40 protein-coding genes and 1 tRNA gene are annotated in these 24,037 nt (G+C 67.5%); 8 read left to right on the forward strand and 33 right to left on the reverse strand.

Features of this window, described 5'->3' with window-relative positions:
- Positions 1-21: 21 nt before the first annotated feature.
- Positions 22-279 (reverse strand): hypothetical protein, encoded by a 258-nt coding sequence (locus ACORJG_RS05360; protein WP_427792204.1) that lies wholly within the window; start codon positions 277-279, stop codon positions 22-24.
- 233 nt (positions 280-512) lie between these two features.
- On the opposite strand from ACORJG_RS05360, the gene ACORJG_RS05365 reads away from it, so the two are divergent.
- Positions 513-589, forward strand: a tRNA-Lys gene (locus ACORJG_RS05365).
- Between the two features lie 87 nt (positions 590-676).
- Here ACORJG_RS05365 and ACORJG_RS05370 read toward each other — a convergent pair.
- The 13 genes from ACORJG_RS05370 to ACORJG_RS05430 all read right to left on the reverse strand — a co-directional run bounded on the left by ACORJG_RS05370 (position 677) and on the right by ACORJG_RS05430 (position 6,145).
- The gene (locus ACORJG_RS05370; protein ID WP_427792206.1) at positions 677-1,846 is read right to left on the reverse strand and encodes a site-specific integrase; all 1,170 of its coding nucleotides are present in this window, start codon (positions 1,844-1,846) and stop codon (positions 677-679) included.
- Positions 1,828-2,193 carry a hypothetical protein gene (locus ACORJG_RS05375; protein WP_427792208.1) on the reverse strand — a complete coding sequence of 122 codons (366 nt, stop codon included), beginning with the start codon at positions 2,191-2,193 and terminating at the stop codon, positions 1,828-1,830. The genes ACORJG_RS05370 and ACORJG_RS05375 overlap by 19 nt, the downstream gene beginning before the upstream one ends.
- Complete coding sequence (locus ACORJG_RS05380) at positions 2,190-2,534, reverse strand: hypothetical protein (RefSeq protein ID WP_303713433.1); 345 nt, start codon at positions 2,532-2,534, stop codon at positions 2,190-2,192. Before ACORJG_RS05380 ends, ACORJG_RS05375 begins: the two co-directional genes overlap by 4 nt.
- A gap of 270 nt (positions 2,535-2,804) precedes the next feature.
- Positions 2,805-2,954, reverse strand: a complete 150-nt coding sequence (locus ACORJG_RS05385; RefSeq protein WP_368933621.1) for a hypothetical protein — start codon at positions 2,952-2,954, stop codon at positions 2,805-2,807.
- On the reverse strand, positions 2,951-3,418 hold the full coding sequence (locus ACORJG_RS05390) for a TetR/AcrR family transcriptional regulator (protein ID WP_427792211.1): 468 nt from the start codon (positions 3,416-3,418) through the stop codon (positions 2,951-2,953). The genes ACORJG_RS05385 and ACORJG_RS05390 overlap by 4 nt, the downstream gene beginning before the upstream one ends.
- Positions 3,419-3,429: 11 nt before the next feature.
- A complete protein-coding gene (locus tag ACORJG_RS05395) occupies positions 3,430-3,816 on the reverse strand; it encodes a helix-turn-helix transcriptional regulator (protein WP_427792212.1) in 387 nt (128 codons plus the stop codon).
- 88 nt (positions 3,817-3,904) lie between these two features.
- The gene (locus tag ACORJG_RS05400; protein WP_368933618.1) at positions 3,905-4,132 is read right to left on the reverse strand and encodes a hypothetical protein; all 228 of its coding nucleotides are present in this window, start codon (positions 4,130-4,132) and stop codon (positions 3,905-3,907) included.
- Complete coding sequence (locus tag ACORJG_RS05405) at positions 4,129-4,764, reverse strand: hypothetical protein (RefSeq protein ID WP_427792214.1); 636 nt, start codon at positions 4,762-4,764, stop codon at positions 4,129-4,131. The genes ACORJG_RS05400 and ACORJG_RS05405 overlap by 4 nt, the downstream gene beginning before the upstream one ends.
- Complete coding sequence (locus tag ACORJG_RS05410; protein ID WP_427792216.1) at positions 4,761-5,036, reverse strand: hypothetical protein; 276 nt, start codon at positions 5,034-5,036, stop codon at positions 4,761-4,763. The genes ACORJG_RS05405 and ACORJG_RS05410 overlap by 4 nt, the downstream gene beginning before the upstream one ends.
- A complete protein-coding gene (locus ACORJG_RS05415) occupies positions 5,033-5,398 on the reverse strand; it encodes a hypothetical protein (RefSeq protein WP_427792217.1) in 366 nt (121 codons plus the stop codon). The genes ACORJG_RS05410 and ACORJG_RS05415 overlap by 4 nt, the downstream gene beginning before the upstream one ends.
- Positions 5,398-5,691: a DUF2312 domain-containing protein gene (locus tag ACORJG_RS05420; protein WP_427792219.1), complete on the reverse strand. Its 294-nt coding sequence runs from the start codon at positions 5,689-5,691 to the stop codon at positions 5,398-5,400. The genes ACORJG_RS05415 and ACORJG_RS05420 overlap by 1 nt, the downstream gene beginning before the upstream one ends.
- Positions 5,691-5,888 carry a hypothetical protein gene (locus ACORJG_RS05425; protein WP_427792221.1) on the reverse strand — a complete coding sequence of 66 codons (198 nt, stop codon included), beginning with the start codon at positions 5,886-5,888 and terminating at the stop codon, positions 5,691-5,693. Before ACORJG_RS05425 ends, ACORJG_RS05420 begins: the two co-directional genes overlap by 1 nt.
- Positions 5,885-6,145, reverse strand: a complete 261-nt coding sequence (locus ACORJG_RS05430) for a hypothetical protein (protein ID WP_427792222.1) — start codon at positions 6,143-6,145, stop codon at positions 5,885-5,887. Before ACORJG_RS05430 ends, ACORJG_RS05425 begins: the two co-directional genes overlap by 4 nt.
- A 151-nt stretch (positions 6,146-6,296) precedes the next feature.
- Between ACORJG_RS05430 and ACORJG_RS05435 the strand changes: the two genes are divergently transcribed.
- Entirely contained in the window at positions 6,297-6,800 is a 504-nt protein-coding gene (locus ACORJG_RS05435) for a hypothetical protein (RefSeq protein WP_427792223.1), read from the forward strand.
- Here the strand turns inward: ACORJG_RS05435 and ACORJG_RS05440 are convergent.
- Positions 6,759-7,094 carry a hypothetical protein gene (locus tag ACORJG_RS05440; RefSeq protein WP_427792225.1) on the reverse strand — a complete coding sequence of 112 codons (336 nt, stop codon included), beginning with the start codon at positions 7,092-7,094 and terminating at the stop codon, positions 6,759-6,761. The genes ACORJG_RS05435 and ACORJG_RS05440 overlap by 42 nt on opposite strands.
- A gap of 103 nt (positions 7,095-7,197) precedes the next feature.
- Between ACORJG_RS05440 and ACORJG_RS05445 the strand changes: the two genes are divergently transcribed.
- Together ACORJG_RS05445 and ACORJG_RS05450 are read left to right on the forward strand one after the other, a co-directional pair.
- A complete protein-coding gene (locus ACORJG_RS05445; protein WP_427792227.1) occupies positions 7,198-7,428 on the forward strand; it encodes a hypothetical protein in 231 nt (76 codons plus the stop codon).
- Positions 7,425-7,742 carry a hypothetical protein gene (locus ACORJG_RS05450; RefSeq protein WP_427792229.1) on the forward strand — a complete coding sequence of 106 codons (318 nt, stop codon included), beginning with the start codon at positions 7,425-7,427 and terminating at the stop codon, positions 7,740-7,742. Before ACORJG_RS05445 ends, ACORJG_RS05450 begins: the two co-directional genes overlap by 4 nt.
- Before the next feature lies 1 nt (position 7,743).
- Here ACORJG_RS05450 and ACORJG_RS05455 read toward each other — a convergent pair whose 3' ends face one another.
- A complete protein-coding gene (locus ACORJG_RS05455; RefSeq protein ID WP_427792230.1) occupies positions 7,744-8,016 on the reverse strand; it encodes a hypothetical protein in 273 nt (90 codons plus the stop codon).
- 134 nt (positions 8,017-8,150) lie between these two features.
- Here ACORJG_RS05455 and ACORJG_RS05460 point away from each other — a divergent pair, with 134 nt between their 5' ends.
- The 4 genes from ACORJG_RS05460 to ACORJG_RS05475 all read left to right on the forward strand — a co-directional run bounded on the left by ACORJG_RS05460 (position 8,151) and on the right by ACORJG_RS05475 (position 10,978).
- Positions 8,151-8,426, forward strand: coding sequence for a hypothetical protein (locus ACORJG_RS05460; RefSeq protein ID WP_427792232.1), 276 nt, complete (start codon positions 8,151-8,153; stop codon positions 8,424-8,426).
- 700 nt (positions 8,427-9,126) lie between these two features.
- Positions 9,127-9,552 (forward strand): hypothetical protein, encoded by a 426-nt coding sequence (locus tag ACORJG_RS05465; RefSeq protein WP_427792234.1) that lies wholly within the window; start codon positions 9,127-9,129, stop codon positions 9,550-9,552.
- Positions 9,549-10,238, forward strand: a complete 690-nt coding sequence (locus ACORJG_RS05470) for a hypothetical protein (protein ID WP_427792236.1) — start codon at positions 9,549-9,551, stop codon at positions 10,236-10,238. Before ACORJG_RS05465 ends, ACORJG_RS05470 begins: the two co-directional genes overlap by 4 nt.
- Before the next feature lie 395 nt (positions 10,239-10,633).
- Positions 10,634-10,978, forward strand: a complete 345-nt coding sequence (locus ACORJG_RS05475) for a hypothetical protein (protein ID WP_427792237.1) — start codon at positions 10,634-10,636, stop codon at positions 10,976-10,978.
- A 153-nt stretch (positions 10,979-11,131) separates the two neighbouring features.
- Here ACORJG_RS05475 and ACORJG_RS05480 read toward each other — a convergent pair whose 3' ends face one another.
- The 17 genes from ACORJG_RS05480 to ACORJG_RS05560 all read right to left on the reverse strand — a co-directional run bounded on the left by ACORJG_RS05480 (position 11,132) and on the right by ACORJG_RS05560 (position 23,963).
- The gene (locus ACORJG_RS05480) at positions 11,132-11,548 is read right to left on the reverse strand and encodes an ogr/Delta-like zinc finger family protein (RefSeq protein WP_427792239.1); all 417 of its coding nucleotides are present in this window, start codon (positions 11,546-11,548) and stop codon (positions 11,132-11,134) included.
- Positions 11,549-11,585: 37 nt separating this feature from the next.
- Positions 11,586-12,614 (reverse strand): contractile injection system protein, VgrG/Pvc8 family, encoded by a 1,029-nt coding sequence (locus ACORJG_RS05485; RefSeq protein ID WP_427792241.1) that lies wholly within the window; start codon positions 12,612-12,614, stop codon positions 11,586-11,588.
- A 2-nt stretch (positions 12,615-12,616) separates the two neighbouring features.
- Entirely contained in the window at positions 12,617-13,045 is a 429-nt protein-coding gene (locus ACORJG_RS05490; protein WP_427792243.1) for a phage tail protein, read from the reverse strand.
- A complete protein-coding gene (locus tag ACORJG_RS05495; RefSeq protein WP_427792244.1) occupies positions 13,045-16,332 on the reverse strand; it encodes a phage tail tape measure protein in 3,288 nt (1,095 codons plus the stop codon). Before ACORJG_RS05495 ends, ACORJG_RS05490 begins: the two co-directional genes overlap by 1 nt.
- 22 nt (positions 16,333-16,354) lie before the next feature.
- Entirely contained in the window at positions 16,355-16,492 is a 138-nt protein-coding gene (locus ACORJG_RS05500; RefSeq protein WP_427792246.1) for a GpE family phage tail protein, read from the reverse strand.
- A gap of 14 nt (positions 16,493-16,506) precedes the next feature.
- Positions 16,507-16,830 (reverse strand): phage tail assembly protein, encoded by a 324-nt coding sequence (locus ACORJG_RS05505; RefSeq protein ID WP_427792247.1) that lies wholly within the window; start codon positions 16,828-16,830, stop codon positions 16,507-16,509.
- A gap of 91 nt (positions 16,831-16,921) precedes the next feature.
- Complete coding sequence (locus ACORJG_RS05510) at positions 16,922-17,434, reverse strand: phage major tail tube protein (protein ID WP_368933315.1); 513 nt, start codon at positions 17,432-17,434, stop codon at positions 16,922-16,924.
- Positions 17,435-17,514: 80 nt separating this feature from the next.
- Entirely contained in the window at positions 17,515-18,693 is a 1,179-nt protein-coding gene (locus ACORJG_RS05515) for a phage tail sheath subtilisin-like domain-containing protein (RefSeq protein WP_427792249.1), read from the reverse strand.
- Between the two features lie 16 nt (positions 18,694-18,709).
- Positions 18,710-19,078 carry a GPW/gp25 family protein gene (locus ACORJG_RS05520; RefSeq protein WP_427792251.1) on the reverse strand — a complete coding sequence of 123 codons (369 nt, stop codon included), beginning with the start codon at positions 19,076-19,078 and terminating at the stop codon, positions 18,710-18,712.
- Complete coding sequence (locus ACORJG_RS05525) at positions 19,075-19,680, reverse strand: phage baseplate assembly protein V (RefSeq protein ID WP_427792253.1); 606 nt, start codon at positions 19,678-19,680, stop codon at positions 19,075-19,077. Before ACORJG_RS05525 ends, ACORJG_RS05520 begins: the two co-directional genes overlap by 4 nt.
- Positions 19,681-19,761: 81 nt before the next feature.
- The gene (locus ACORJG_RS05530) at positions 19,762-20,079 is read right to left on the reverse strand and encodes a DUF1353 domain-containing protein (protein WP_427792255.1); all 318 of its coding nucleotides are present in this window, start codon (positions 20,077-20,079) and stop codon (positions 19,762-19,764) included.
- A 77-nt stretch (positions 20,080-20,156) separates the two neighbouring features.
- Positions 20,157-20,639 carry a hypothetical protein gene (locus tag ACORJG_RS05535; RefSeq protein WP_427792257.1) on the reverse strand — a complete coding sequence of 161 codons (483 nt, stop codon included), beginning with the start codon at positions 20,637-20,639 and terminating at the stop codon, positions 20,157-20,159.
- A gap of 1 nt (position 20,640) precedes the next feature.
- Entirely contained in the window at positions 20,641-21,648 is a 1,008-nt protein-coding gene (locus ACORJG_RS05540; protein WP_427792258.1) for a hypothetical protein, read from the reverse strand.
- Entirely contained in the window at positions 21,648-21,953 is a 306-nt protein-coding gene (locus ACORJG_RS05545; protein ID WP_427792260.1) for a hypothetical protein, read from the reverse strand. The genes ACORJG_RS05540 and ACORJG_RS05545 overlap by 1 nt, the downstream gene beginning before the upstream one ends.
- Before the next feature lie 11 nt (positions 21,954-21,964).
- Complete coding sequence (locus ACORJG_RS05550) at positions 21,965-22,477, reverse strand: hypothetical protein (protein ID WP_427792261.1); 513 nt, start codon at positions 22,475-22,477, stop codon at positions 21,965-21,967.
- Entirely contained in the window at positions 22,474-23,121 is a 648-nt protein-coding gene (locus ACORJG_RS05555) for a phage tail protein I (protein ID WP_427792263.1), read from the reverse strand. Before ACORJG_RS05555 ends, ACORJG_RS05550 begins: the two co-directional genes overlap by 4 nt.
- The gene (locus ACORJG_RS05560) at positions 23,118-23,963 is read right to left on the reverse strand and encodes a baseplate assembly protein (protein WP_427792265.1); all 846 of its coding nucleotides are present in this window, start codon (positions 23,961-23,963) and stop codon (positions 23,118-23,120) included. The genes ACORJG_RS05555 and ACORJG_RS05560 overlap by 4 nt, the downstream gene beginning before the upstream one ends.
- Positions 23,964-24,037: the final 74 nt, after the last annotated feature.

Below are 24,037 nucleotides of genomic sequence, written 5' to 3' on the forward strand. Positions count from 1 at the left end.
TAGTCCCGTTCGCCAGAGGAATCAGTAAAACAGCGTATCGCTTTCAGGCTGGACTGTCTGTTCCGATGAACGATGATCAGGCGGAAGGGCTTCTACCGGCGTGACAGGAACAGGTGCGGCGGGCGTCTCTGCGACGACGGGCGCAGCGGCGTCTTCGGCGGCCGCCGCCTCCGCAGGCGCGGGGGCCTCCACCGGTTCCGGTTCGCGATAGGGCTGTTCACAGGCGGACAGAAAGCCGGTGGCGCACAGTGCGGCGCCGAGCAGAATACGATTCAACATGGGTCGGTTCATGATTTGGCCCCTCTTGAGGGCTGGAAACGCCGGGAAGACACGCCGGTTCCCATTTAACTGATCGATGTGAACCCGGAATGAATCGACATCAGCCAGACGCTTTTGAGGGGCATTTCCGGGCGGCGAGAGTCTTGTTTTAACGTCGGAAAATTTAGTGAAATTTCCTCTTGCCCGTCGCGGAACCCATCCGTATGTTCCGCGCCTCTTCGCAGACGCGATGTGCGCCCCTAGCTCAGTTGGTTAGAGCATCTGACTTTTAATCAGAGGGTCCCCGGTTCGAGCCCGGGGGGGCGTACCATTCGCTTTTCAAAGGGTTAGCGGGTGGAACCGCTGAAACCGGCGAAGGCATATACAGCACATATACAGCGCTATATACACTTCGCGTTCACCCCGCGTTCTTGGCGCTTTTGCGCGTGCGAAGCTTGATGACGTTGTCGATCTTGTCCTGGGCAGAGTCAGCCATTCGTCTGCGTTCGGCCTGGCGGCGGTAGATCTTCGCTGCGGCCTCGGAGGCCTGCTCCAGTTGGGACATGATCTCGCTGTCGGAGGCGCCGGCCAGGGCCAGCTCGACGCCGCGCGCGTGGCGCAGGCCGTGGATGGTCAGGGGGCAGTAGATGTTGCCGTCGTCATCGGTGGCAGCGCGCACTTTTCCGGCCTGGGCGAGGCGGTCGAGTAGGCGCTCGATGGCCTGATTGAGCTGACGCTCTTTCCACTTCATGCCCTTGGCGTTGTAGGCGATCGTGAGAGCGCGGCTGGGCGTGCGGGCGAGGAGCTCCGTCAGCCGGTGATCCTCACGTTTGTCGGACAGGACGATCCGCTTTTCGGTCATCCAGTAGAGGCGACGCTCGACCTCGCCGTGATCGTCATGACCTTTGAGGCGGGCGTGAAGCGGCAGGTTGCAGATCGTGCCGCGCCGGAAACCGCCATAGCGTCCCAAGGCGATGGCGCGGGCCAAGCCCGGAGTGTTGCGCGCGATCGCGTCCTCGATCGCCGCTGTGACTTCGTGATCGTGCCAGGCGGGATTTGCCTCGCCGGCCTCGTGGGGCCGTTTGACCTTGGCCACCTTGTGGAAAGGATCGCCGGCGATGCGGCCGTCCTTCTCGTCCAGGATGGCAGGCGCCAGGGCGTTCTTCAGCACCTGCATCCGCTTGTTGGCGGCGTTGTGGCCGCGCAACGCCCAGGCATCGCGCAGGCCGATGATCCAGGACCGAGTGACCTCGCTCAGGAGGACGTCGCCGATGTCCGCGATCTGCTCCTCGATGTAGTCTTCGTAACCGGAGCGAGTGATCTGGGCGAGGGTCAGGAACTCGCTGGATTTTCTGTAGGCCTTGAGCATGCCGCCGACCGTGCCGGGACGGGGCGTCGAGTTGGCCAGCTCAATCTTGGCAATCCGGTCCAGAATAAGCTGCACTTCGTCTCGGAGCGCCGTCGTTCCGAAAGGCGACTTCAGCGGTCCTTCTCGGTATCCGCCCTTGCGGAAGTACAGGAGATCGCCGCCATCCGCCGCCTTCTGGCGCTGGACGTATCTGACCTTGATCAGTCCATCGTCCGACAACGGCGGCTCCCTTTGGCGCGCGCCCTGATGCGCTCGAGCGCGCGGGCGGCATGATCACCGGCTCCGACCGGGTCATCCGGCGGGGTCGGTTCGATCTTGGGCTCAGGCGGCGATTTGCGCAATCCGCCGGGACGCGGCTGAAGTCCGGCGACCCAGCGGTCGACCTGGTCGCGTGGATAGCGCAACAGGTTGGCGCCGAGCTCCACCGGTGCGACCGGGCAGACTTTCGACAGGGTTTCGTCGCTCATGCCGCCGACATAGGCGCGGAGCTGGTCTCGACTGAGCAGGGCGGGCCAGGCTTCGGGGATGTGGCGGGGATGGCCGGGCGGGAACAGGGCGGCGGTCACAGCACTGGCTCCTTGAGGGCTTTGCGAATGCGGATGCGGCCGAGCGGCGTGAGACGGTAGCCGCCCGGCTCGGTGAGAAGGGCGTCGGCGCCAAGGGCTTGAGCGATCTCCTCGATCAGCGGGCCGATCGCCGGGAGGCGGCGAAGAACCGCCAGGTCGCTGCGCGGCCGATAGCGCCGGATGGCCGAGCGGGAGAGCGCAGCGGGCTCTTCCTCCATGCGCGCCAGAATCCACGCGGCGCCCGGCTGGAGGTCGAAGGCCTCGGCGATCGCCGCCGCCCGGGCGTCTTCCAGAGCCGCACAGGCGCGGTTCATGATGGCGCGGCGCAGGTCGATGATCATGCCGTCGCTTCCTGGAACAGGTCGGGATGGGCCGGCCCGGCCGCGCCGTAGACCGTGCGGAGCTCCTGCTCGCACCAGGTCTGATGACCGGTCCGGTCGTGGTGCTGGGCGGCCATGGCCAGAGCATTCCGGCCGAGCCAGTGCGGCTGGTCTCCGTGGCAGGCTCGGCAACCGGCGCGCACTTGGTGCGAGGTCTCAGAGATCCGTTTCATGAGCGCGCTCGCGTGCGGATCAGAACGACCGCGAAGGCCAGGGCGATCAGGAAGGCCGTCACGGCTGCAGCCCCGCCTCAATCAGGAGGCCGACTTCGACGTTGAACAACCCGGCGATCGTGCGCGCGGACCAGCCGGCGTTGCGGAACCACGTCGCCCAAATGATCAGGCGCTCGTGGTGGCCCGGGGTGGGGTTGAAACCTATCATGCTGCAGCGAGCTCGACGGCCCCGGGGGCGGCGGTCGTAAGGGCGGGAGCAGCTTCGGCGTTTTCGCGCTCCGCCTGTTCATCGAGCAGCTGCTCCTTCAACCGATCCAGCAGGTCTGCGGCGACCAAGGCGGGGTAGGGGCGGTGCTCCTCGGGCTTGACCGAAACCGCGTCGACCAAGTCCTGCAGGGCTTCGAACAGGGCGGGCGCGGCGCGGGTCATGACGCTGTCGATCGGAGGCTCGCAGCCGAAAGCCGCGCGCCACAGATCGTCTTTGCTATCGAAGTTGGCGAAAACTGCGCCCGTCGACATCCTGATGTGTTTGGCGATCTCGCGGATGCCGGCGCCGCCGGCCGTGCGCTCGACATAAGAACCGGGCTTCTTCCAGCAGGCGCGGGCACCGTCGATCACCTTCTGGCGCGTCGCGGCTTTGGCAAGCTGACGCTTGTTGAGACGGTTGGTCATTGCGGACTCCTTCAGGCCGTCGCCTGGGCGGCGCTGTCGATCGCCTTGGCGACGTTCAACAGGTTCTGTTGGTGGGCGGGCGTCATCCGGCCGAACAGGTTGGCCAGGTGGACGCCGACGATGGTCTGGCCCATGGCCGCGACCGGGTCGGGGATGGCGCTGCCGTCGTCGCGGAGCGGCGGCAGCAGGTCGTCAGCTTCGATGCTCAGTACGCAGCGCAGACGCGCGAGAGTGGACAGGGTGAGGCGGGTCTCGCCGCGCTCGTACTTCTGGATCTGCTGGTAAGTGACGCCGATCTTCGCGCCCACCTCTTCCTGCGTCAGGCTCAGGCGCAGGCGCGCCTGGCGCAGGCGGCGACCGATCTCGATGTCGATGTCGGAGCGTTTGCGGCCGGCCATCAGAAGCGACCTTTCAGCAGGATGAAGACGAGGACGTAGGCGGCGAACGCGACCAGGGCGGCGCGGCCGATGGCGGGTCGGTCGATCTTCATGCGCGCAGCCACAGAACGGCGAAGATGACCAGCACCGCGACCAGGCAGACGGGAGCGCCGATGACGACGTCGATCAGGGACACGCCGCCGCCGATCAGGATAGCTCCGGCGTACCAGGCCAGGATGGTCGACAGGCGCGGCTTGGGGCGACGTTGCGCGCTGACCTGAAGCTGGGGGCGGGGCTTGAAGGCCTCGCTGCCGATGATGTTGTGGGAAGGCGTCATGCTTTGATCTCCTTCAGGGCGTGGTCGCGGGCGGCGTTCAGTTCGGCCTGCGCGGCCGGGTCGCCGCCGGCGTCCGGATGGGTTTCGCGGGAAAGGGTGCGGAAGGCCTCGTTCACCGTCGCGGCGCGCACCGTCACCGGCAGGGCCATCACCACGGCCCGCGACAGGCCCAGCACATCCCAGCAGGCGCGTCGGGCGGGCGCCGATGCCGGCGGGGGCAGGGCGCTGAAGGCCTGCAACGTCTCGGCGGCCGAGGCGACGCCGTGGCGCGTGATGGCGCGGGTCGCCTCGAGATGCGCGGCCAGGGCGGCGATGTTCTGAGCCGGGTCGGTGTAGGTGTCGCAGGCCAGGGCGAACGGCTCGGCCTTCAGAGTGAAATAGAGGCAGACGCCGGGATCCGCAGGGCGGGCCCCGCCGCTGCGAGGACGGCCATCAATGCGCAGATCGAGGTTGGATGACAGCAGGGCGTTGATGCCGCCGAGGCGCTGAACCTCGATCTCAACCCGGTCCATGGCCCCAGCCACGGTGATCGGCCCGCCGTGCTGCCGGAACTTTCCGGTCTGGCGGCGGAAGGCGGGCGTGCGCGGCCGATGCGCCGGCCAGCTGAGCGGGCTGCGTTGAGGTGCGCTCATGCCGTCCGCTCCAGACCTGCATCGGTGAGCCAGTAGAGGGTCTGCTGAGAGCCGTTGATCGACCCGTCCGCGCGCCGTGCGCCGGAGCGCAGGATGCGGCTGCGCGTCAAGCCCAGCGTCTGCAGGCGGCCCAGCACCATGTTGTTGAAGTAGCGGGCGCCGTCGAACGGGCCGACGGCGCTGTCGGCCGACAAGGCGCCGGCGTAGCGCAGGGCCTGCAGCTGGCGTTGCTGATTATCGGTCAGGACGGGGCGTGAAGGGGTGGTGTTCATTTCACGCCTCGCACTGTCGAGACCCCGACCGCTACGCCCTTCTCGATCGACTGAGAGGCCGCCAGGACGACCAAGGTGCGCACCGAAGAGTTGTCCACCAGGCCGATCGTGACCCCGAGGCCATGGGCCACGCCCATCCAGCGATGCTGAAATCCTGCGGGCACCTTTACGCCGGGCTCACCGGCCAGATGCCAATGATCGCCCATCACCAGGGCCTGGGTCGCGAGTGAAAGCGTGCCCTCGAGATTGGTCTCGCCGGGCTTGTATGACGGCGACTCCTTCGCCGCTTCGCGGGCGGCATCGAGAAGGATCAAGGCTGCGTCGGCTAGGCGGTCGCTGGCGCTTCTGGTTACGATGGACATCAAACCTCTCCCAGGGCGGAGAGGTAGAGGTCGAGGATCGCCTCCTCCTCCTGGCGCTTGGCCTTGTCCTGCTTCCTGATGCGCAGAACCTTGCGGAGGGTTTTCACGTCGTAGCCCTCGCCTTTGGCCTCGGCGAAGACCTCCTTCATGTCGCCCATGACGTCCTGTTTGTCCTGCTCGAGGCGCTCCAGGCGCTCGATGATGGTTCGCAGGCGGCCCTGGGCCGTGGCGTTCAGGACGTCGGGGCTGGCGTCGAACGACGTGTCGTTCGGAAGGTGGTGATGATCGGTCATCAGAAGCCCCCCTCCGTCACGACCGGTTCGGCCGACAGGAGCAGCACGGGCTGCTGCGTGTCGCTGTCGACGTCGAGGAGGCCGCCGCCGATAGCGTGGATCACGCCCAGATCGTCGCAGAAAAAGACCTGGGCCTCTGGCGACGCCAAAGCGTCCAGCTTGGCCGACAGCATCTTGATAGTCAGGCCCCGGCTCATGAACGGGCCTCGAGGGCCTGCAGCGCCTGGGCCGGGGTGCGGCCGAGGAGGGCGTTCAGGGCGATATCGCAGTCGACCCTGTTCCGGCCGAGGGCGGCGGCGACTTCGGTCAGATCGCCGCGGAAGGAATGGGCCAGGTCGCGCAGGGCGGACAGGCGGCCAGCGGTCCAGCCGGATCGGCCAGACTTTACGGCGAAGTGGGCGAGGGCGCCCCGATGGCGACCCCCATTGATCTGCAATCTTGCGGTTGCGGGCATTTGCTCCCCCTGCTCAACGTCAGGGAGAGTTTCTCAAAGCGAAACCAACGAGTCAATCACGAAGTTTCCTTTCTGGAAACTGCCGCTTTGCGTCGCCTTGTTATGCGGGAGCCGAGTGCCTTAGAGCAGCCATCTGAATTGGGGGTGAGATTTGGATTCCAACGTGAAAAACGGGTGTGGCTGTCTGACAGCCCTCGCGGCGCTGGGTGCGGCAGTCGTGGGTGGATTTGTCCTCGGGCCGTTCTTCTGGGTGATGCCTTTGATTGTGCTTTTAGCAGCGGGGGCGGCTTGGCCGTCCTTCAAGAAACATCAAAGCGCCATTGAAAAGGTCGAGGTGAAGACTTTCGCCGAGACGTTCAAATCTGCCGCGCCGCAGCGCTCTGAAGTCAGGGTGCCCTTCACTGTCACCGTACCCTCGCTCGACGATGAAGAAGAAAGTTTTGAGTTAGGCCCGGTGCTGACTGAAGGTGAGGGGTTCCTTGAGTTCGAATACGCGGACGTGAGTGGCAATGTAACCGAGCGCCTGATTTCGCCGTGGCGGGAGCATGCCCAGCATCTTAGGGGTTATTGCCACACCGCCGCAGCGCCCAGGACCTTCCGAAAGGATCGGGTGTTACGCTGGCTGGGCGGCGCGAGTATGCTGCGGCGCCCTTAGCGGCTTTAAGTTCTGCTCCGGCATCACTTCTTCCGACGCTGCAATGGCCAACGCCGCATCACGAAGCCGTCGAAGCCGTATGGCCTCGTCGGGCGGCATCAGTAGCTCGAACGGGGCGATTTCAAGCCACGACGAGAGCTCATTCACGATGTCGCGTCGGTAGGGATGGATGCCGTGAAAAAACTTGTTGGCTCGACCTTTCGCCCAGCCCAAATCCTTCACGAGATCGGCCTGACGCTTCCCGCGATAGCGCATCCAATCCTGAAGGTGCCAGTCCGGCTCTTGATCGCTCACGCCGAGATTGTGTCCGGCGTCACGCCTACAGTCGCCGCCTCGTAAAGAAACTTCGTCAAGCGGAGGGGTTGACTCAAAGTTTCGATATGAGAAACCATGCGTCATGGACCTCAAGGCGTGGCGTGAATCGAAGCGGCTATCCCAGGAAGACCTAGCCATTCAGCTGGGGCTCCGGTCGAAGGGTCGTATCAGTCGGCTCGAAAGCCGTGCCGACCGCTGGCCGACGGATCTCGCGATAGCAGTGGACCGCCTCTCCCGTGGCGCCGTCCCGGTCGCCGAACTCCGCCCCGACCTCCACGACGTCCGCGTCATCCAGCCGGAGGCGCGGGCGTGAGCGACCAGCAGGCGCTTCTGGCGCGCTATCACGACATCCTGTCGATCCGGGCGGGCGAAACCGAAGACGACGCCCGTCGGCGGCGCCGGTTCACCTACTGGCATGTGAGGTGCAGCGCTGTGGCGCGTCACCGGCGCCGGGCGACCAAGGCGCAGTCCGTCCTGGCCGTGCACGGCGTCGCGCCGGAAGATCAGGTCGCGATGATCCGGGTCGAACTGCCAGAGTGGGCAAGCTGGCTGGCGGCCGAAGTCGTTTACGGCCGCAAGCCCGCCGAGACTTACACGATCTTCGATTTGGTCGAGGACGATGAGTAGTTCAGTTGCTTCCTTCATTCTCGATGAGGCGAACGGTCTTCTGATACTGGCGGATGGACTTGACCATTCGCTCGAAAGCTTTCCGCGTCGCGTTGGTTTCGTTCGGAGGATTGACCAGAGCGGCCACGTTCTCGAACCGCTCCTGCGCGCTATGCGCTTCGTCGAACGCCATCGCCAAGGCGAGATAGACGGCCTGCTCGAGGCCGCTGACCCGCTCATGAAGTTCGGCCTGTTGAAGCGCCACGGCTTCAACGTCTTTTTCAACGGCGGCCAATCGCTGCTGAGACATTCGAATCTCTCCTTGGGGTGTGTGGAAACAGCCAAGGTAGAGGCGCCCGCCGCCGCGTCCAGCGTGTGCGGCGGCGGGTTGCGCCCCGTCAACGACGCCATCCGGCGGGCGGCGTAGCCATGACGCCGGGGGGCTTTTCCGATTTCTGCGACGACTGCGGCTGGCAGGCCTGTTTCAAGGGCGCCGGCTGCCTGCAGGCGCGCGCCGCGCAGCTGGGCGTCGAGCCGCAGGACCTGATCGACGGCGTGGTCGTCGTCGGCGTCGACCTGAGCGCTCGGCCCGACGCCGTGGCCGTCGCCGCCCGCAATCTGACGCCTGAGGAGCTGGAGCAGCTGGCGGCGGAACTGCCGCCGGGCGCCCTGATCACGCAGAACACGGTCGTGACGCATGAATAGCGCCGCGCCCTCCCCACGCCTCGTCCGCGCCGCCTCGCGGGTCGGGGCCGGAACGCCCGGCGCAGCCGGCCAGACCCTGCCTGGCGCCGGGCGTTCCCCCTTCTTGGCCGCGCCTGCTTCAGGGCGCGGCCCCGTCGTCGTCGTCGCACGCTCCTTCCGTGCGACGGCGTTCCCCGCCGGTGCGGCGCCGTGCGCCCCCAACGCCGACCGCACCGGCGGGCCGTCCTTTGAGCCCGCAGGGACGCCGTGCTGAGGCGTTCCGGCGTTCCCCTGGTCCACGCGCCGGTGGCGCGCCTGATCGCGCTCGTGCGCCAGTTGTTGAAACAGCTGGCCCTGGACCGCGAGCGACGCGCGGCCTAGCGCCATTGACGCTGGGCCGCGGTCAGAAGGCTTCGCCTTCTCGATCCGACGCGGCTTGGCGAGCGCCCCAACCACATCGGCGAGGCCTGTGAGCCCGCCCAGCGGCTGATTCGAGCCGCCGCCGCACGACGCCGGGGACGGATTTCTGCGGGGCGGAACGACGACGCCAGCGGCGGCGCGTGCGGCCCCCTTGCCCTCATTCAAGCCAACCATGGCCGCCTTACGAACGGTCATCGGGACGCCTTTTGCCAACGCCCGGCCCTGAACCGCCGGAGCGAATGCATGTCTGCGGCCTGAACCCAAGTTCGTCAGGCGGATTCTGAGAAAGCGAATCCAGCCCATGAACCGCACCCAGCATGTGCTGCTGGCGCGGGCGCTGATCGACGCCAATGGCGGCGTCGATGCCTGCTGCAAGCCTGTTACGCGCGTCGAACGATCCCAGCTTTACGCCTATCGAGACTTCAATTCGGGCGTGTACATGCCCGCCGACGTCATCGACGTACTGGAAACCCGGGCGAAGAATCCGGTCTATTCTCAGTTCCTGCTCAGCCAGGTGCAGGCCGAGCCCCAGACGGCCTGCGTCGTCCAGGAGGCGGCCGACGTCGATGAGGCCGGAAACGACGTGTGGCGTTTCCTGCGCCACCTGGCGGCCGAAGGGCGGGACCTGACCGAAGCGGAGCGGCGCGAGGCCGAGCGGCTGCTGCAGCGGGTGGACCGCGAGACCGCCGAGCTCCGCGCGGTCCTGCATGAAGGCGCGCCGACATGAGCGCCGTGATCAGGGCCGAACCCGGCCGTCGCTTCCGGGCCGCAGAGCCTGAGCACCGCCGCACCTATCAGAAGGTCCGCCGCGAAAGCCGGTATGCCGGCAGCGAGGAATGGACGAAGGTCAGCCGCGACCAGGCCAACACCATGGTTCTGGCGCTACGCGTCTACCGAGAGAAGCTGCGCCAACCCGGGCAGCGCTGGGGCGCCCCCGGGACGATCTCGGCGGGGGCCGTCGACCTTTTCCAGCTGCTGGCCAACATCGCCGTGCGCGGGCGCGGCAGACTGGAGCCGAGCGTCGCATGGCTGGCCGAGCGGCTGAACGTGCCGGGCAAGGTCATCCATGCCTGGAAGGCCCAGCTGAAAGAGCACGGCTTCCTCACGTGGCGGCGCCGCTATGTCGAATGCGGGCTGAAGGGGCAGCGCGGCCCCCAGGTGCAGCAGACGTCCAACGCCTATGCCCTGAAGCTGCCCGCCAGAGCCTGGGACGGCATTTCCAAGCTGGTGCGCCGTCGCCGCAAGGAAGAGGCCCCAGCGGCCGCCCCTGCGCCGCTGAGCGCCAAGGAGGAGCGCCTGAGGGCCAGGGCCGCCGCTGAACGCGCCCGGCTGCGCGAGAACCTTGAAACGCTGAACGTCCACGTCGCCCTAGGCAGCGCCGAAAACGACCGTCCCGATCTGGAAGGAACGTGAATCACCTGAGGGGCGAGAATCCGTCCTGACATCTCTTTAGAAGGCGTCTCGCTGGTCGCGAGACAGCTCAATGCAGGGATGAAAGGCGTCGGCCTGGTCGGCCGACGACACAAATCCCGAGATCGAAGCCGCCAAGGGCGGTGGAACACCAGCAGACCAGACTGCGGGCGAGCCGTGCTCGCCCCCGGATCAACCCGGCTGCCGCCCGCAGGGACGGCGGCCGTTGCTGTATGGGGCCAGCGCCGCTGGCTCTGCGAAGGGCGAGGGGTTTCGAGGTCTTCGGCTCCAGAGCGACCCAGACTGCATGGAACAGAGAAATAAAAGCAAAATAAAACTAGACATATAAATATTTATCGTTTAGTTGAGCGGTATATTATCCATCAGGAGGTTCATAAATGGAAAATTACAAGGAGTTGGCCCAAGCTGTGGACGATGCGGAGGGCGTTCTGTCGGTCAAGATGGGCGACCTGCGCTCGATCCACGGCGCAGGGAAATTGGGCGTCAACGTGGTCGCCAACATCAGCGACAAGCTTAACAATGAGGGTTTGAGCCATTATCCGGACCCGCTTCCGGTTAATCAGTGGGAAGTGGCCCGAATCTATAAGCGCGGCACGGCGGTGGGAGATCTTCTGCGCGCGGCCTTTGAGGTCGGAGAAGAAGGAGACGAGGCGCTAAGAGAGCTCGCTCGCAATGACAGCCATGTCATTCTGAAGCAGATCAAAGACTTGGTTGGATCTTAACTGCCAACTTCTGGGGGCGTTCCACAGCTGTGTGAGCGCCCCCGGGAGAGTGGAGGTGTTGGCGATGTTGGCCGCTGTCTTCTTAGGCGTGGCCAACGCCATCGACTGTAACCTGACTGAAACGCCGCAAAGCCGGCTTGAGGAGCGACCGGTTTAAGCTCTGGGTTTGCTGGGCGCATCGTCGTTGGCGGCCAGGGATGCCGGACCACGCGGCGTCATCGGCGCACGGGGCGGGGAGATCGGCAGTTTGATGCGCGGGTTGGGGCGGGCGGACGGGACGATGGTGCGCCGGATCTCGATCACGGCGACGAAGGTGTGGCCACACGGGTCGTCGCCGTCGACGTTCATGCACTGGTAGCGGATTTCCCGACACAGGGGCGTCAGGGGCTCGCTGGAACGTGCTTTGGAGAGGTGTTCACAGTGCGGGCAGTGCATGCGGATGGCGCCGCCGCCCCGGTGACTGCGATTGGCCTGAGGGCCGCCGAAACGGGTATCGGCGGCGGGCGCGCATGCGTCCATGGTGTGTTCTGTCCCCGACTTCGCCCCCGCGATATCCATAGCAGAGTTCATCGCCTTTTTCCTGCGGTAGTTGCGTTCTGAAGCTCGTTCACGACGCGGCGCCCAACTCCATCTGCACGGTCGTGACGAAGCCGCTGGCCGTGATTGAATGGCGCGCCTCGGTTATCAGCCAGTCGGCTGAATCGATCTCCGGCTTGAAGCCCGAGACGGTCAGGCGCTTCTCCGGGAAGAGGTCGGGGCGACCGCGCGCGAGGTTCAGCGAGAACTCGGCCTTGCCGCGCTGGAGGCGCTGATGCTCCTTCTTGGCCGCGCGCACGGCGGCCGCTTCGGACGCGTAGACCCGGCTGAGTTGTTTGGCGTTTTCTTCCGAGCCGGCGACGGCCTTCTTGCGTTCTGCGCCGGCGCGATCGTGCCATTCCGCGACGACGCCGGAATAGGCACCCCGCTCGGACTGCTTCCAGCTGTGTTTGTCGCCGTCGGCGCGGGTGATCGTCGCCGCGCCCAACTGCTGACCGGAGGGGCTGACGCCGGAGTCGCAGGCCATGAAGATCAGGCGACCCGCCTTGACTGTGGCGACGGCGTCGTGGACGCGCCCAAGCCGTGCGAGAAAGGCGGCGTCGCTTTCGCGGCTCTGCGCCAGGTGCGGGATCTCGACCGAGGCCATGTCGTCGGAGCAGGCCAGCTGGAGGCCGTTGCGGCCCGCGACTTCCCCCAGGATCTCGCCGAGGGTGGTTTGCTTCCAGGACCTGGAGCGGCGGTTGCGGAAGGCTCTGGTCAGGTCCGCCGACCGGGCGCGGATGGAAAGGACGTCAGGCGCGCCGGAATGGGAGACCTCGTCCACCTTGAACCTTCCCTTGTCGACCAGGACGGGGCTGCGGTTTTCGCCCAGGTCCAGCCAGCCGATCGAGAGGGCGATCTCGGCGCCGCGCCTGGGGATCTGCAGCTCGCCGTCGTGGTCGGTCAGGGAGATCTCAAGCTCGTCGGCGTCGGCGCCGCGCTTTTCGGTCAGGGCGATGCTGATCAGCCGCGGATTGACGGTGTCGTCGATGACCTGACCGTCGACTGTCAGGCTCCAGGCCGGCTTGCGGTGGATGTAGGCTTTGGGACTGGTGCGCATGATCAGCCGCCCGCGCCGGCCGGGGCGCCGCCTGCCTGATCGGCCGCGTCGGCATCCTCCATACGCGCGAGCGTCAGGGTGAAGTCGATGATGCGCGGGGCGCCGTTGTCGATGATCTTCCGGTACGTCTCGTCCAGATTGGTGATGACGAAGGCGCCGAAGTTGCGGCCCATCCCATCGATGAGCGGCCAGGCCTCGCCGCTGTCGGCCATGCGACGAAGTTCCGGCAGACTGTCAGGATCGCCGATCAGGCCCGGCGCCTGCGATCCGCTGAGGGTGATGGCGTCCTCGCCGGGGCCGACAAACTGCCCGGCGGCGCGCGCGCCGACGCGGTCATTGGTCGGGTGACGCCAGGAGGAGCGGCGCTGCAGCTCCCCGTAGGCGAGCGTCGGAAGATCAAAGGCGAACATGCCCAGGGTCATCAAGGCCATCAGTCGAAACCTTCCCCGTCGTCTTCAAAGGCTGCGTTGTTCGGATCCTGCATCAGCCGCATGACCTCCTGGGCGATCTCCTGGGCGTCCTGACCGGGCTGGGCGTAAACATGCAGGGTGACCGAGCCTATCGACGGGCGGCCCGGCCGGGGCGGCGGGGTGGGATATGACTGTACGGCCGGCGCAAAGTCGCGCGGCCTGGCCAGTTCAGCAGGCGAGCGATCGCCGCTGCCCGCCTCGCCGTTTCCGACCCTCTGGCCCAGCGCCGCCTCCGCGGTTCGAAGGATAGCGGAGAGATCGAGCTGACTCGGCTGCCCTGAGGTTTCGAGCGGCGGGGCATGATCGACGACCGTCGGCACTGCCGTCATCTTTAGCGCTGCAGCCAAGGCTGCGTAGTCGAGCGCTGGGGAGCTGACGACTGCTGCGGGCGCGACGATGTCCGCGGCGGGCGTCGGGTGTTTGCGGCCGTCGGGCGGCGCGGCGCCAAGCCGGAAGGACGCCGGCGGCTCTTCGACCGTCGAGCGAACGCCCGCCGGAGAATTGAGCGGCGCGGCGTGGGTCGGGGCAGCGACGGTGACGGCGCCGGCGGCCGCGACGGCGGCGGCGGCCGTTCGCATTCTGCCGACGACGGACCCGGAGCCCCGTTGCACGCCCAGCGCAAAGCCGTCCATGACATCGCCCCCGATCGCCGCGAACACGCGCGAAGGCGAATGGGTGTCCAGACGACGCCGGGCGCCGGTTTCGGCGCGCCCGGCCGCCTCGGCCGCCGCAGCCTGCACCCGGTCGCGCTGGCCCCGGATGCCTTGGGTGAAGCCGCGCATGGCGTCAGCGCCGGCGCTCATCAGCTTGGCCGGCAAATCTTTCATCCAGGTCCAGACCTGGGCGAAGGCGGACTTGAAGTCGTTGAGCGGGGCGAAGTTGGCGATGGCGGATTTGATCGCGCCGATGCCGGTCGAGACGGCCGACCGCGCGCTGGACCATACCGAGCCGATGTAGCCGGTGACGCCCGACCAGTTGCGGATGACCAGGCCCAGCGGGGTGAAGTTGAAGAAGAGGGCCCGCAGGACGTCCAGGCCCAGTCCGACGAGATGCTGCAGGCCGGTCCACAGCCCGGACATGAAGCCGGTGATCGGCTGCCAGTTGCGCAGGATGAAGCCCAGGGGGGTAAAGCGCAGGATGGCCAGCTTGATCAGGTCGAGGCCGAGGCCGACGGTTTCGGCCATAGCTCGCCACAGGGCGCTGAAGACGTCGGCGACGGCGCTCCAGTTCCGCACGATCGGACCGAGCGGCGACCATTTCACCAGTGCGTCGGTGATCCAGGCGACGCCGCCGGCGACGGCCCGGCTGACGCCGTCCCAGAGCCGGCCGAAGAAGGCGGTGACCCGGCCCCAGTTCTTGAACAGCAGATAGGCGCCGCCCGCCAGCAGGGCCACAGCCGCCACGATGCCCAGCACGATCCAGGTGACCGGGTTGGCCAGCATGGCGAGGCCCCAGGCGGCGAAGGCCTGCGCTGCGCCCAGCGCGCCGGCGATGACGGGCGCGAACATCGGTCCGGCCATCGCCAGGGAGAACTGAAGCAGGGCGAAGGGGCCCAGGATGGCGGCGACGGCCAGGACGAGACCGCCGAAGACGAGCAGCGCGCCGGCGATCACGCCGACCAAGGTTCCGATGACGGTGATCAGGCCAGGGTGTTTTTCGGCGAAGGCCTGGAAGTGTTCGGACATCCTGACGAGCGCAAGCGCCCCTTCGCGGAGCGGGGCGAGGAAGGGCTCGCCCGCGGCGGATGCGGCCGCCTTCAATCCGTTGACCGCCTGATCCGCTGCGCCCTGGACGCCGGACTGGCGATTGGCGAACTCGACGGCCATGGAACCCGCCGTCTTCTGACTGTCGGCGACGGCCTCGAGGTTGGTCTTCAGCACGTCGAGCTGGGTCAGGACGGGGGCGATGGCGCCGACGGATTCAGAGCCGAACAGCTGGGTCAGGACGGCCGCCTGACGATCGACAGAGAGGCCGCGCACACGCTCCAGAACGTCGACGATCGTGCCGCCCGCATCCATCTGCATGGCCTTGGCGACCGCCTTGGCTTCCAGGCCGAGGGCGGCGTAGGCCTTCTGTTGCGACTTGGTGGCGGCCTCGCCCTTGGTCAGGGCCAACATGGTGTTCTTGATGCCGGTCGCTGCGATCTCTTCGGCCACGCCGAAGCCGACGATGGTCGAGCCCAGGGCGGCGACTTCGGACGCGGCCGCGCCGGCCACGCCGGCCAGGGGGCCGACGCGGGTGACGACATCGGAAATCTGCATGGCCGTGGCGTTGCCGTTGTCGCCCAGATAGTTGATCTGGTCGGCGAAGCTGCGCACCTGGTCCTGGGTCATGGCGAAGGCGGTCCGCCAGGTCGCCATCTTCTGCCCCGCGTCCTCGGCGGTCGTGCCGAAGGCCACGCCCATCTGGCCCGCATCCCTGGCGAATCCGCGCAGTTCCTCGCGCGGGATCTTGGCCTGGCCGGCGGCGGCGATGATCTGGGCGACGCCCTCGGCCGGAAGGCCCAGGTCGCGAGACAGATTGCGCACGTCGCGGTTCATCTCGGCGAACTGTTCGGGGGTGTCGAAGTCCACGACCTTCCTCACATCCAGCATCGCGTCCTGGAAGGAGATTGCGGCCTTGGCGCCGAGGACCAGGGGCGCCGCGACCGCCATGCCCGCGCCGATCGCCGAGGCGCCGGCGCCCGCCGCCGTTCCGGCGAACTGCTGGCGCTTGTCGTAAGCTTCGCGCGCGCCCCGCATCTTGTCCTGACGATCCTTAAGCTTCTCGAGCTTGTCGCGCTGTTCATGCAGGGCCGCGTTGGCGCGCCGGGTGTCGCTGGCGAGTCTAGCTTCGGAGGCGCTCAGACGCTTGGCCGAAAGCCCCGCCTCATCCAGCTTGCCGCGTAAGGCCTGCAAGCCGTGGCGCTGGCTTTCCTCGGCCTTTTTGAGCTCTCGCACCTTGATCTTCGCCAGTTCGAAGGCGCGGGTCAGCTGTTTGGTGGGTGTCGTGGTCGCAGCATGGGCCTTGGCCAGACGGGCCGCCTCTTCGCGCGCTGCTTTGAGGTTCTGGCGAGTCTGCCCAAGGCTGTCCGTCATCCGACGATAGGAGGCGACGTCGCGTGAGGAGGCCTTCAGTTCTTGCAACCGCTCGCGGGCGGCGCGCAAGGCCTTTGACGTGGCTTCGGTTTCACCATGCACGCCTTTCAGGAAACGCGTGGCGTTGCCGGCGGCGTCCATGATCAGGGAAAGGCGGAGGTTGCGCGACATGATGGCCGGTCAGGAGGGTGTGTCAGGACGCTTTTTCCGGCGCCGCGTGCATGCGGTTCCAGCGATCGACGGCGCGGTCACGCCATTCGAAAAGCTCAGTCAGGGTGAGGTCCGCCATCGCCGCCGGCGTCCAGTGAAAGACGGCGGCGATGTCGGCCATGGCGTCATCGACGCTTAGAGGCCATGCGCCTCCTTCTGGCGCTTCTGCAGCAAAAAAGCCGCGATCTCGCCGGCGATGGCCGTGCAGTCCTCGACGTCCATGTTCAGAAACTCGACGGCGGTGATGACCGGCGAGGAGATGCGCGGCACCACTTTCGATGCGGCCACCAGGTCGAGGTTCAGCAGGTCGACCAGCTTGGTCCCCGAGGTGGCGCCGCCCAGAGGCTTGCGCAGGGTGACGGAGGTGATCGTCTCGTCGCCGCGCTTCAGCGGGTTGTCCAGCGGCACGCGGACAGTCGATTTGTCTTCAGTTACAGCGGCTTCGGCGGCGTTGTTCATGGCGGTTCCCCGGTCGATGGACGGCGGTCAGTTTGAAGAGGGCAGGGGCCGTCGTCGCAGGAGGCGCGACGACGGCTGAGGGTGCGGTGGATCAGAACATGCCCAGCAGGCGGCGTTCTTCGGCCAGGCGATCAACGCCGGCGACACGGAAGACCTTGTTCAGGATGTCGATTTCGAACTCGGGCCGGCCGTTGCGGACCTGTTTGTAATAGACGCAGGTCGTCTTGTAGGTGACGTCGCCATCGGCCCCGATCTCGTCCGAGCCCGGGTCGAAGGAATAGGTGCGCCCGCGCACGGTGATCTCGACCTGATCGTAGCCCTGTTGCAGGCCATGCTGGTAAACGCCGGTGAAGCGCAGCTGCGATGCGTCCAGGGCGTGACGGCCGAAGGAGGCGTTGAGCGCCGGGATTTCGCCGCCGTAGACGTGCAGGAATTCGAGCGCCTGCAGACCGTTGAACAGTTTGATCGGGGCGATCATGCCCGACAGCCTGGTGTCCTCGCCCTCGAGCTCGAGCGGCGGCCGGGTGATGCTCTTGGCTTCGCCGATGAAGGACTGGCCCTCGCCATGGACGACGAAGTCCTTAAGCTTGCGCGGGATGTTCATGGATTAGAATCCTGTGAAGTTTGAAGAGACTGTCGGGATGTCTGAAAGCGCGACGAGAGCCGCGCCTTCAGAGGGCCGCGTCAGGCAAGGGTGAAGTCCGCGTAGTATTCGTCGGTGATGGTCGCGGTGATCTCGAGGTTCTCGAGCGGCGCGGGCGGGGTGAAGTCGTAGGCGATCGACAGCTTGCCGGCGGCCAGCTGGTCGGACGTGTTGGCCTCGGTGAGATAGGCCTCGGCGCCGATGATGCGGCCGGCCGCCATTTCGCGGCGGAACAGGGCGTTGATCGCCTCGACGATGTCCTTGGCCAGGGCCGGCGTCAGGCGTTTGTCGAGGTAGGGGAACATCCCTTCGGCGATGGTGTCGCGCAGCACCTGGTTGGTGCGCACGGCGCTTTCGAAGGCGTAGCGCGGGTCCGAGGAACAGCCGCGGTTGCCCCAGAAACGATAGCCGTCGCGGCGGATCAGGCAGGTGATGTCGGCGCCGTTCAGCAGGCCGGCCTCGGTGTTCTCGTCCTGCAGGTCCCAGCTGACGGCGGGGGTGATGCCCGCGACGCCGGCGACCGGCACGTTGGAGATCGTCTTGCTGTAGCCTTCCGTCTGATCGAGCAGGGCGCGCAGGCCGACCGCCCGCGCGGCGGCGTAGGAAACCTCGAGCTCGCCCGTGGTCGGATCGGCGGCCAGGAAGTCGCCGAAGGTCAGGAAGAGCTCGCGTTGACCGAAGCCTTCGCGGAAGGCGGCGGCGGCGGCGACCGTGCGGGTCGGCCCGGCGTCGAAATAGGCGATGGCGTTCAGCTTGGCGGCCAGGACGCCCAGCGCAGCGCCTACGGTCGCTTCGGAAAAACCGGGCGCGGCGATGATACGGGGACGAACGCCGGTCACGGTTTCGGCGTCCAGCAGCGCCTGCATGCCGGTGCGTTCGCCGACGCCGCCCAGGCCGATCAGATTGGCGTTCTGAGACGCCAGTCTTTCGCCCTCGGTGTCGCCTTCGCCGGGGGCGACGCGGACGACGACGCCAATCGCGCGCACCTGGTCGCTGATGGCGCGAAGGCTGCGCGCCAGGGTGCCGTCGGCGCCAGCGGCCGCCACGGCGGCGTCGATGTCCGTCACCAGGACCGGTTTGTTCAGCGGGAAGACATCCGCATCGGCGCCCGGCGCTACGGCCACCAGGCCCCAGACTGAAGTCGCCACCAGGGCGAGGGCGGCGACGCCGGCGGCGCCTTCGATGATTTTGACGCCGTGGCGTCGCGGCGTGAGAGCCATGGGCGATATTCCTTGTTCAGGTGAGGGGCATGAGGCCGGCGCGCGCCAGCGGCAGGGAGAAGCCGAGCGAGCGGGGACGGGGGAGGTCGGTGCGTTCGAGCTCGATGCGCAGCGAGCGGGCGTCGCCCTCGGCTTCGAGCCGGACAGACGTCATGCGGGCCGGGCGAAGCCAGCGCAGCAGGGCCAGAGCGGTGGCGCCATACAGGCGGATGCGGGTCAAAGCGTTGTCGGGCTGATCAACCAGATCGGGAAGCCAGGAGCCGTAGTCGCGCAGCATGACGCGCGAGCCGATCGGGGTGGTGAGGATGTCGACCGCGGATTGCAGGACGTATTCGTCGCTGGTCGGGTCCAGGGCCCGGCCGGTCATGGAGGAGATGCCGCTCATTGAGGCGCGCCCGTGAGGCCGCCACCGGTCTGGACGCCGGTATGACGGTGGCCTTTGAGGCTCTTGCCGCCGCCGACCACATCGTCGGGGCTGGTGATCTTGCCCTGAGCGTCGATCTGGCCCTTGACAGCCACGTCGCCGGTCACCGACAGGCCGCCCTCGATGGCGACGTCCGCCGTGATCGAGACGCCGTCAGGAGCGACGATTTCGGCCGAGCCGGTCAGCTGCAGCTGCAGGGCCTTCACTTCGGGGTCGTAGATGATCAGGGCGCCGTCCTTGAACCGGATCGCGACCTGAGCGCCCAGGAAAAGCGGCGCCATCTGGGAGGAGGGCAGGCCGCCTGCGATGAAGGCGCGCTCGATGTCGCCTTCCGGGCAGATGACGGCGACGGGCTGGCCCACGGTCGGGGCGAGCCAGATGGTGGTGTCGCCCACGGACATGAGCCAGTCGATTGGCGGGGTGAGAATGTCGCCCATGCGGACCACAGCCTTGCCGGCGTTGAGGTCGACGCTGTCGATTACGCCTTCGCGCACCAGATCGGCGATCGCGCGATCGGTCGTTGCAGGCGCGGCAGCGCTGGATCTGCGGGAAGGGCGGCTCATGGCGCGGACGATGGCGCAGACGGCCAAGAGACGCCTGCGTCGCTTGTGGTCAGGTCCGCCCCGCACAAGAGCGAGGGCTGGTCAGGATGTTGGCGTCGGCCCTGGGCGCCGGGTCCGCACGGCGAAGTAGAGCAGGTGGGCCAGAAGCGCAGGGACCGACTGCGAGCGCAGGGCCGCAAGGAACATCAGGTCGGCCTGCCATTTCGTTACGCCGGGCAGGGAGAGCAGGTAGTCGTGCAGAAGCGCGGCGAGGGCGGCCCGGCCCCAGGGGTCGATCATCCAGCCCAGCCACCAGGGCCTGCTGACGCCGTCAGATTGAAAACCGGACGGGATGGTGATGAAGGAGGCGCAGGTGTCGCCGAGCTCCAGCCGCACCCTGATCGGCGCGCGAACCGTCATGAGGCCGCGCCCGCGCAATTCCACCAGAGCGGGCGAGAGAAGGATTTGCGCGGGCGGCGGGAAACGGATCACCGGGGTCAGTCGACCTTCTGGCCGCTCAACACCTGGGCCAGACGCGCCTCGGTCAGGACGCCCAGCGGCACCAGCAGCGACAGCCACTGGATCGTCTCGGGGTGGTCCAGCTCGATCAGGCCGGCGCGCAGGGCGTCGTAGTGTGTCAGGCCGACCTCGAAGCCGACCAGAGCGGCCTTGGTCGGGTCGCCGTAGTCCTCGGGGGCCAGGGCGGCCACCGTCTTGCGCAGGGCGTTGAAGCCGGCCAGCTCCGCGGGCGTGAATAGGCGCAGGAAGTCGATGATGGCCATCTGGATCGGCGGGGCCGGAGCGGGCGCAGGCGCGACCGGCTCGGGCGCGATCCATTCGCCGTTGACGAGGCGCGCGCCGGGCACGACCTCGGCAGGGACAGGCGTGAACTGGACGGCGAGGTCGGGGTGGAAGGCCCCGGCCGGGTCGTGATCGATGACATCGACCGCGACGTTGTTGAGGATGCGGGCGCACTTCATGTCAGTATTCCACGATGATGATGCCGCCCGAGCAGCCGGCGGTGTTGTGGGCGGGAATGGTCAGGGGGATGTCCACGCCGGGCAGGACATCGAACTCGCCGCGCGCATAGCCGCCGCCGCCGGAGCCCATGCGGGTGCTGTCACCACCACGACCGCCGCCGATGTAGCGTGGCTCGTAGGATGAGACGGCGTCCTTCAGTCTGGTCGTGTCAGCGGGTAGGTAGAGCCCCCCCATTCCGGGACTGTTGCCAGTGGAGCCGCCTCCGCCGCCCAGCACGCCGCCCGGCCCGCCGTTGTTTGACGCCCCCGCGCCGCCGCCGCCCGGGCCGCCTTGGTTGACGTTGTTGCTTTCGGCGCGGCCGCCGCAGCCGATGAAAGCGAACAGCGGATGCGGCAAAGCGACGCCTAGCGCATTGGCATATTGCCCCGCTGTCGAGAAATCAGGGCCGCCTGGGTTCAAGGGCCCGACGGTCGGGGTCCATTGCTGGCCATCGGCGAAGGGGGACGCGCCTGAGCCGTTCCGGGCGTTGGTCTCGCCGCTGTCGGTTCCCGCGCCCCCGACGCGGCCGCCGACCGCGCCGCCGCCGCCTGCAGAAGCCGCGCCTCCAGATGGATGGCCCGCGCCGCCCGCGCCGCCGTCGCCGAGTTCCGAACCGGCCGCGCCGCCGCCGGATCGGCGGCCAGCGCCGCCGGGCCCGCCCGAAGCCTGGAAGTCGCCGCCGAAACCCTGGCCGCCGGCGCCGGGCGCGTCCGCTGTTCCATGGGCGCCGCCGGTAGCCGAAATCAGCGCGCCAAACGACGTGGTGGCGGCGGTTTCGGTCCCGCCGCCGCCGCCCGCCACGCGGACACGAATGCGGGTGACGCCGGCAGGCGGACGCCATGCGGTATTACGCGGCCCGAGGACTTCGATCCGCCCCGAGCCGAAGCCGGGCAGTTGACCGGGCAGGAGATAACCTCCGGCGGCGAGGCCGAGCGCAGACGCGCCGGCGCTGGACAGATAGCGGCCCATCAGTTGTCCACCACGCCGAAGGCCACGGCCGAAACGCCATCAACGTCGGCGCGGGCATAGACTTTCTGGCCGCCTGTCAGGGCTAGGCCGGTGCGTTCCAGCACGGCGAAGCCGATCAGCGGCGTGTCGAACTCCAGCCAGTCGGCGTCGGTCGGAGCCTCGCCGTTGGTCATCGCCAGGCGCACCTTGGCCATGGCAGGGGTGCGGTTGCAGAACGAGACGGTGAAGACCGCCCGGCTGTCGGCAGGAACCGCGTAGAGACACACGTCCTGGGCTGCGGGCAGGTTTGAGGCGGCGAGCCGCATGAGGCGTCTCCTTAAGCTTGAGCGAGGAAGAGGTTGCGGAAGGAAGCCTGGCGCGTGCGGGCTTCCAAGGCAGTGATCTGCCGGCCGAGGACAGCGTCCCAGGGCGGACCTTGGTCGACGATATGGATGACGGCGGCGTCGGCCTGGGCCAGCAGGACGGCGATGTTGAGCGCATAGGCCGAGCGCGGGGTGATCGACCCCAGGCTGTCGGGCGAGGCCCAGTAGTAGATGAGGCGGCCCAACTGATCGAAGACCCCCGCCTCGTGGACGATGTGGTCCTGGGTCAGGCCGACCGCCGCGCCGTCGATCTGGACGCCGAGGTCCAGCTGGCCCGTCATTGTATCCAGGGTGTGCGAGGTGATCGGGGTCGAGACGATGGGGGCGATCAGGCCTGTCTCGTCCGTGGTCGGCAGGCGCGGGGCTGAGCCGAGGGCGACGTCGGTCAGTACGACGGGTTCGCCGCCGGCCTTTGCGGACTGAAGGGCGAGAAGTCCGAGCTTGGTCAACGCGGGAAGCAGGCTCATGACGGGGTTCCGATGCGGGCGAGGATGAGTGGGCGGCGCAGGAGGGCGACGCTGAGGATCGGGGCGCTGATGTTCGGCCGCAGGTCGGAGGACAGGGCGAGTCGTGCGCTGACGATGGGACGGCGGATCAGTGCGGCCGTGACTTCATCGGTCCTGGGGCGGGCAGTGAGACGGAACGACAGATGGACGCTTTCGCGCTTTGCCGCGTTTGCCGCCTCCATGGCGTCGCGGGGGAGTCCCGACGGCGCGCCGCTTGTGACGTCAATGTCCACCAGACCGGTGTGGGGAACGCCCGAACCGCCGGGATCGCACCAGCGGAGGACCTGCACGCGGCACGCGCCCGCGACAGCCTGGACGGCGCGACGGACCGCGCCGACCGTGCCTTTCCGGCGTTTGATGCGCGGCGTCGCGGCGATCACCGCACGCTTCGTCGCGATCGGCCAGTCCGATCGCCAGGTCTCAACGCCCAGCGACCAGGCCAGAACGTGGAGCCAGGCCGGGGGGCAGGTGGCCGGATCGTTCAGGCTGCGGATGCCGGCGGCGATGGCGGCGAGACGATTCAGGCGCGTTTCAGCGATGGCGTCGAAGCCGCGTTCGACCGGCCGCGCGTTTCGGGGCAGCAGCTGGGGATCGCCCGCCGTCATGGCAGCACCTCGATCTCGAGCGACAGATCCCGCAATACCGGCGCCGTGTCAGGTATCGCGGCGATGTCGCCGACGGGCGCGATCAGGTCGATGTCCTCCACCCCCGGCTGCATCAGGGCGGCGATGAGCGCCTTGTGAACGATGCTGTCGTCCAGACGCCGGCGCTTGGCGACGTAGGCCCGCACGGCGGCTTCGGCGGCTTGCAGAACAGGGCCGGGGTCCGGTCCGGCGTGGATCTTTAGCCGGGCGCGCACGTCGAAGGGGCTGACGCCGGCGCTGACCACGTCGACCTGATCGAAGGGGCAGACGTCTTCGTGATTGAGCGCCCGGGAGACGGTGGCGAGCAGATCAGCATCAGCGACGCCGTCGACCGCGTCTGACAGAACCACCACGCGGATGACGCCGGGGCTGGGCGAGGAGACCGCGACGCCGGCGACCAGGGGGGAGGCCGACTTGGCGTGAAACTCATAGGCCTTGCGCGGGCCTGCGACCGACCAGGCGTCGGGCGCCATGACGGCGCGCGCGCGCAGGTCTTCATCGCCTTCGCCGGGAAGCCGTTCGACAGCCAGATTGGCGGCGGCGATGTCCAGGTCGGCGCCGGTCGAGAAGGCGAGAGTCGAAGCCTTGAAGCCCTGGTTGATGCGGTTGCGCAGCAGGAGCTCGCGCCAGGCGTAGGACTCGGCCAGCTTGGAGGCGGGCTCGCTGGGCAGGTAGACGACAGCCGCCATGCCGGGCAGGCGCTGGATCAGGTCGAACCGGTGCTCGCCGAGTATGGCGTCGAACGACAGGGGTTCGACCGCCGCTGGCGGCGGCAGCTTAGACAGGTCGAGGGCGCCGGACATGGCGCCATGTCGCCGTCAGGCGCCGACGCTGGCGATAGGGCTCTGTTGTGCGGGGCGGACCTGACCACAAGGAA

Origin of the sequence: Brevundimonas diminuta, assembly GCF_050310045.1 — a bacterium.
GTDB classification, from domain to species: domain Bacteria; phylum Pseudomonadota; class Alphaproteobacteria; order Caulobacterales; family Caulobacteraceae; genus Brevundimonas; species Brevundimonas diminuta_F.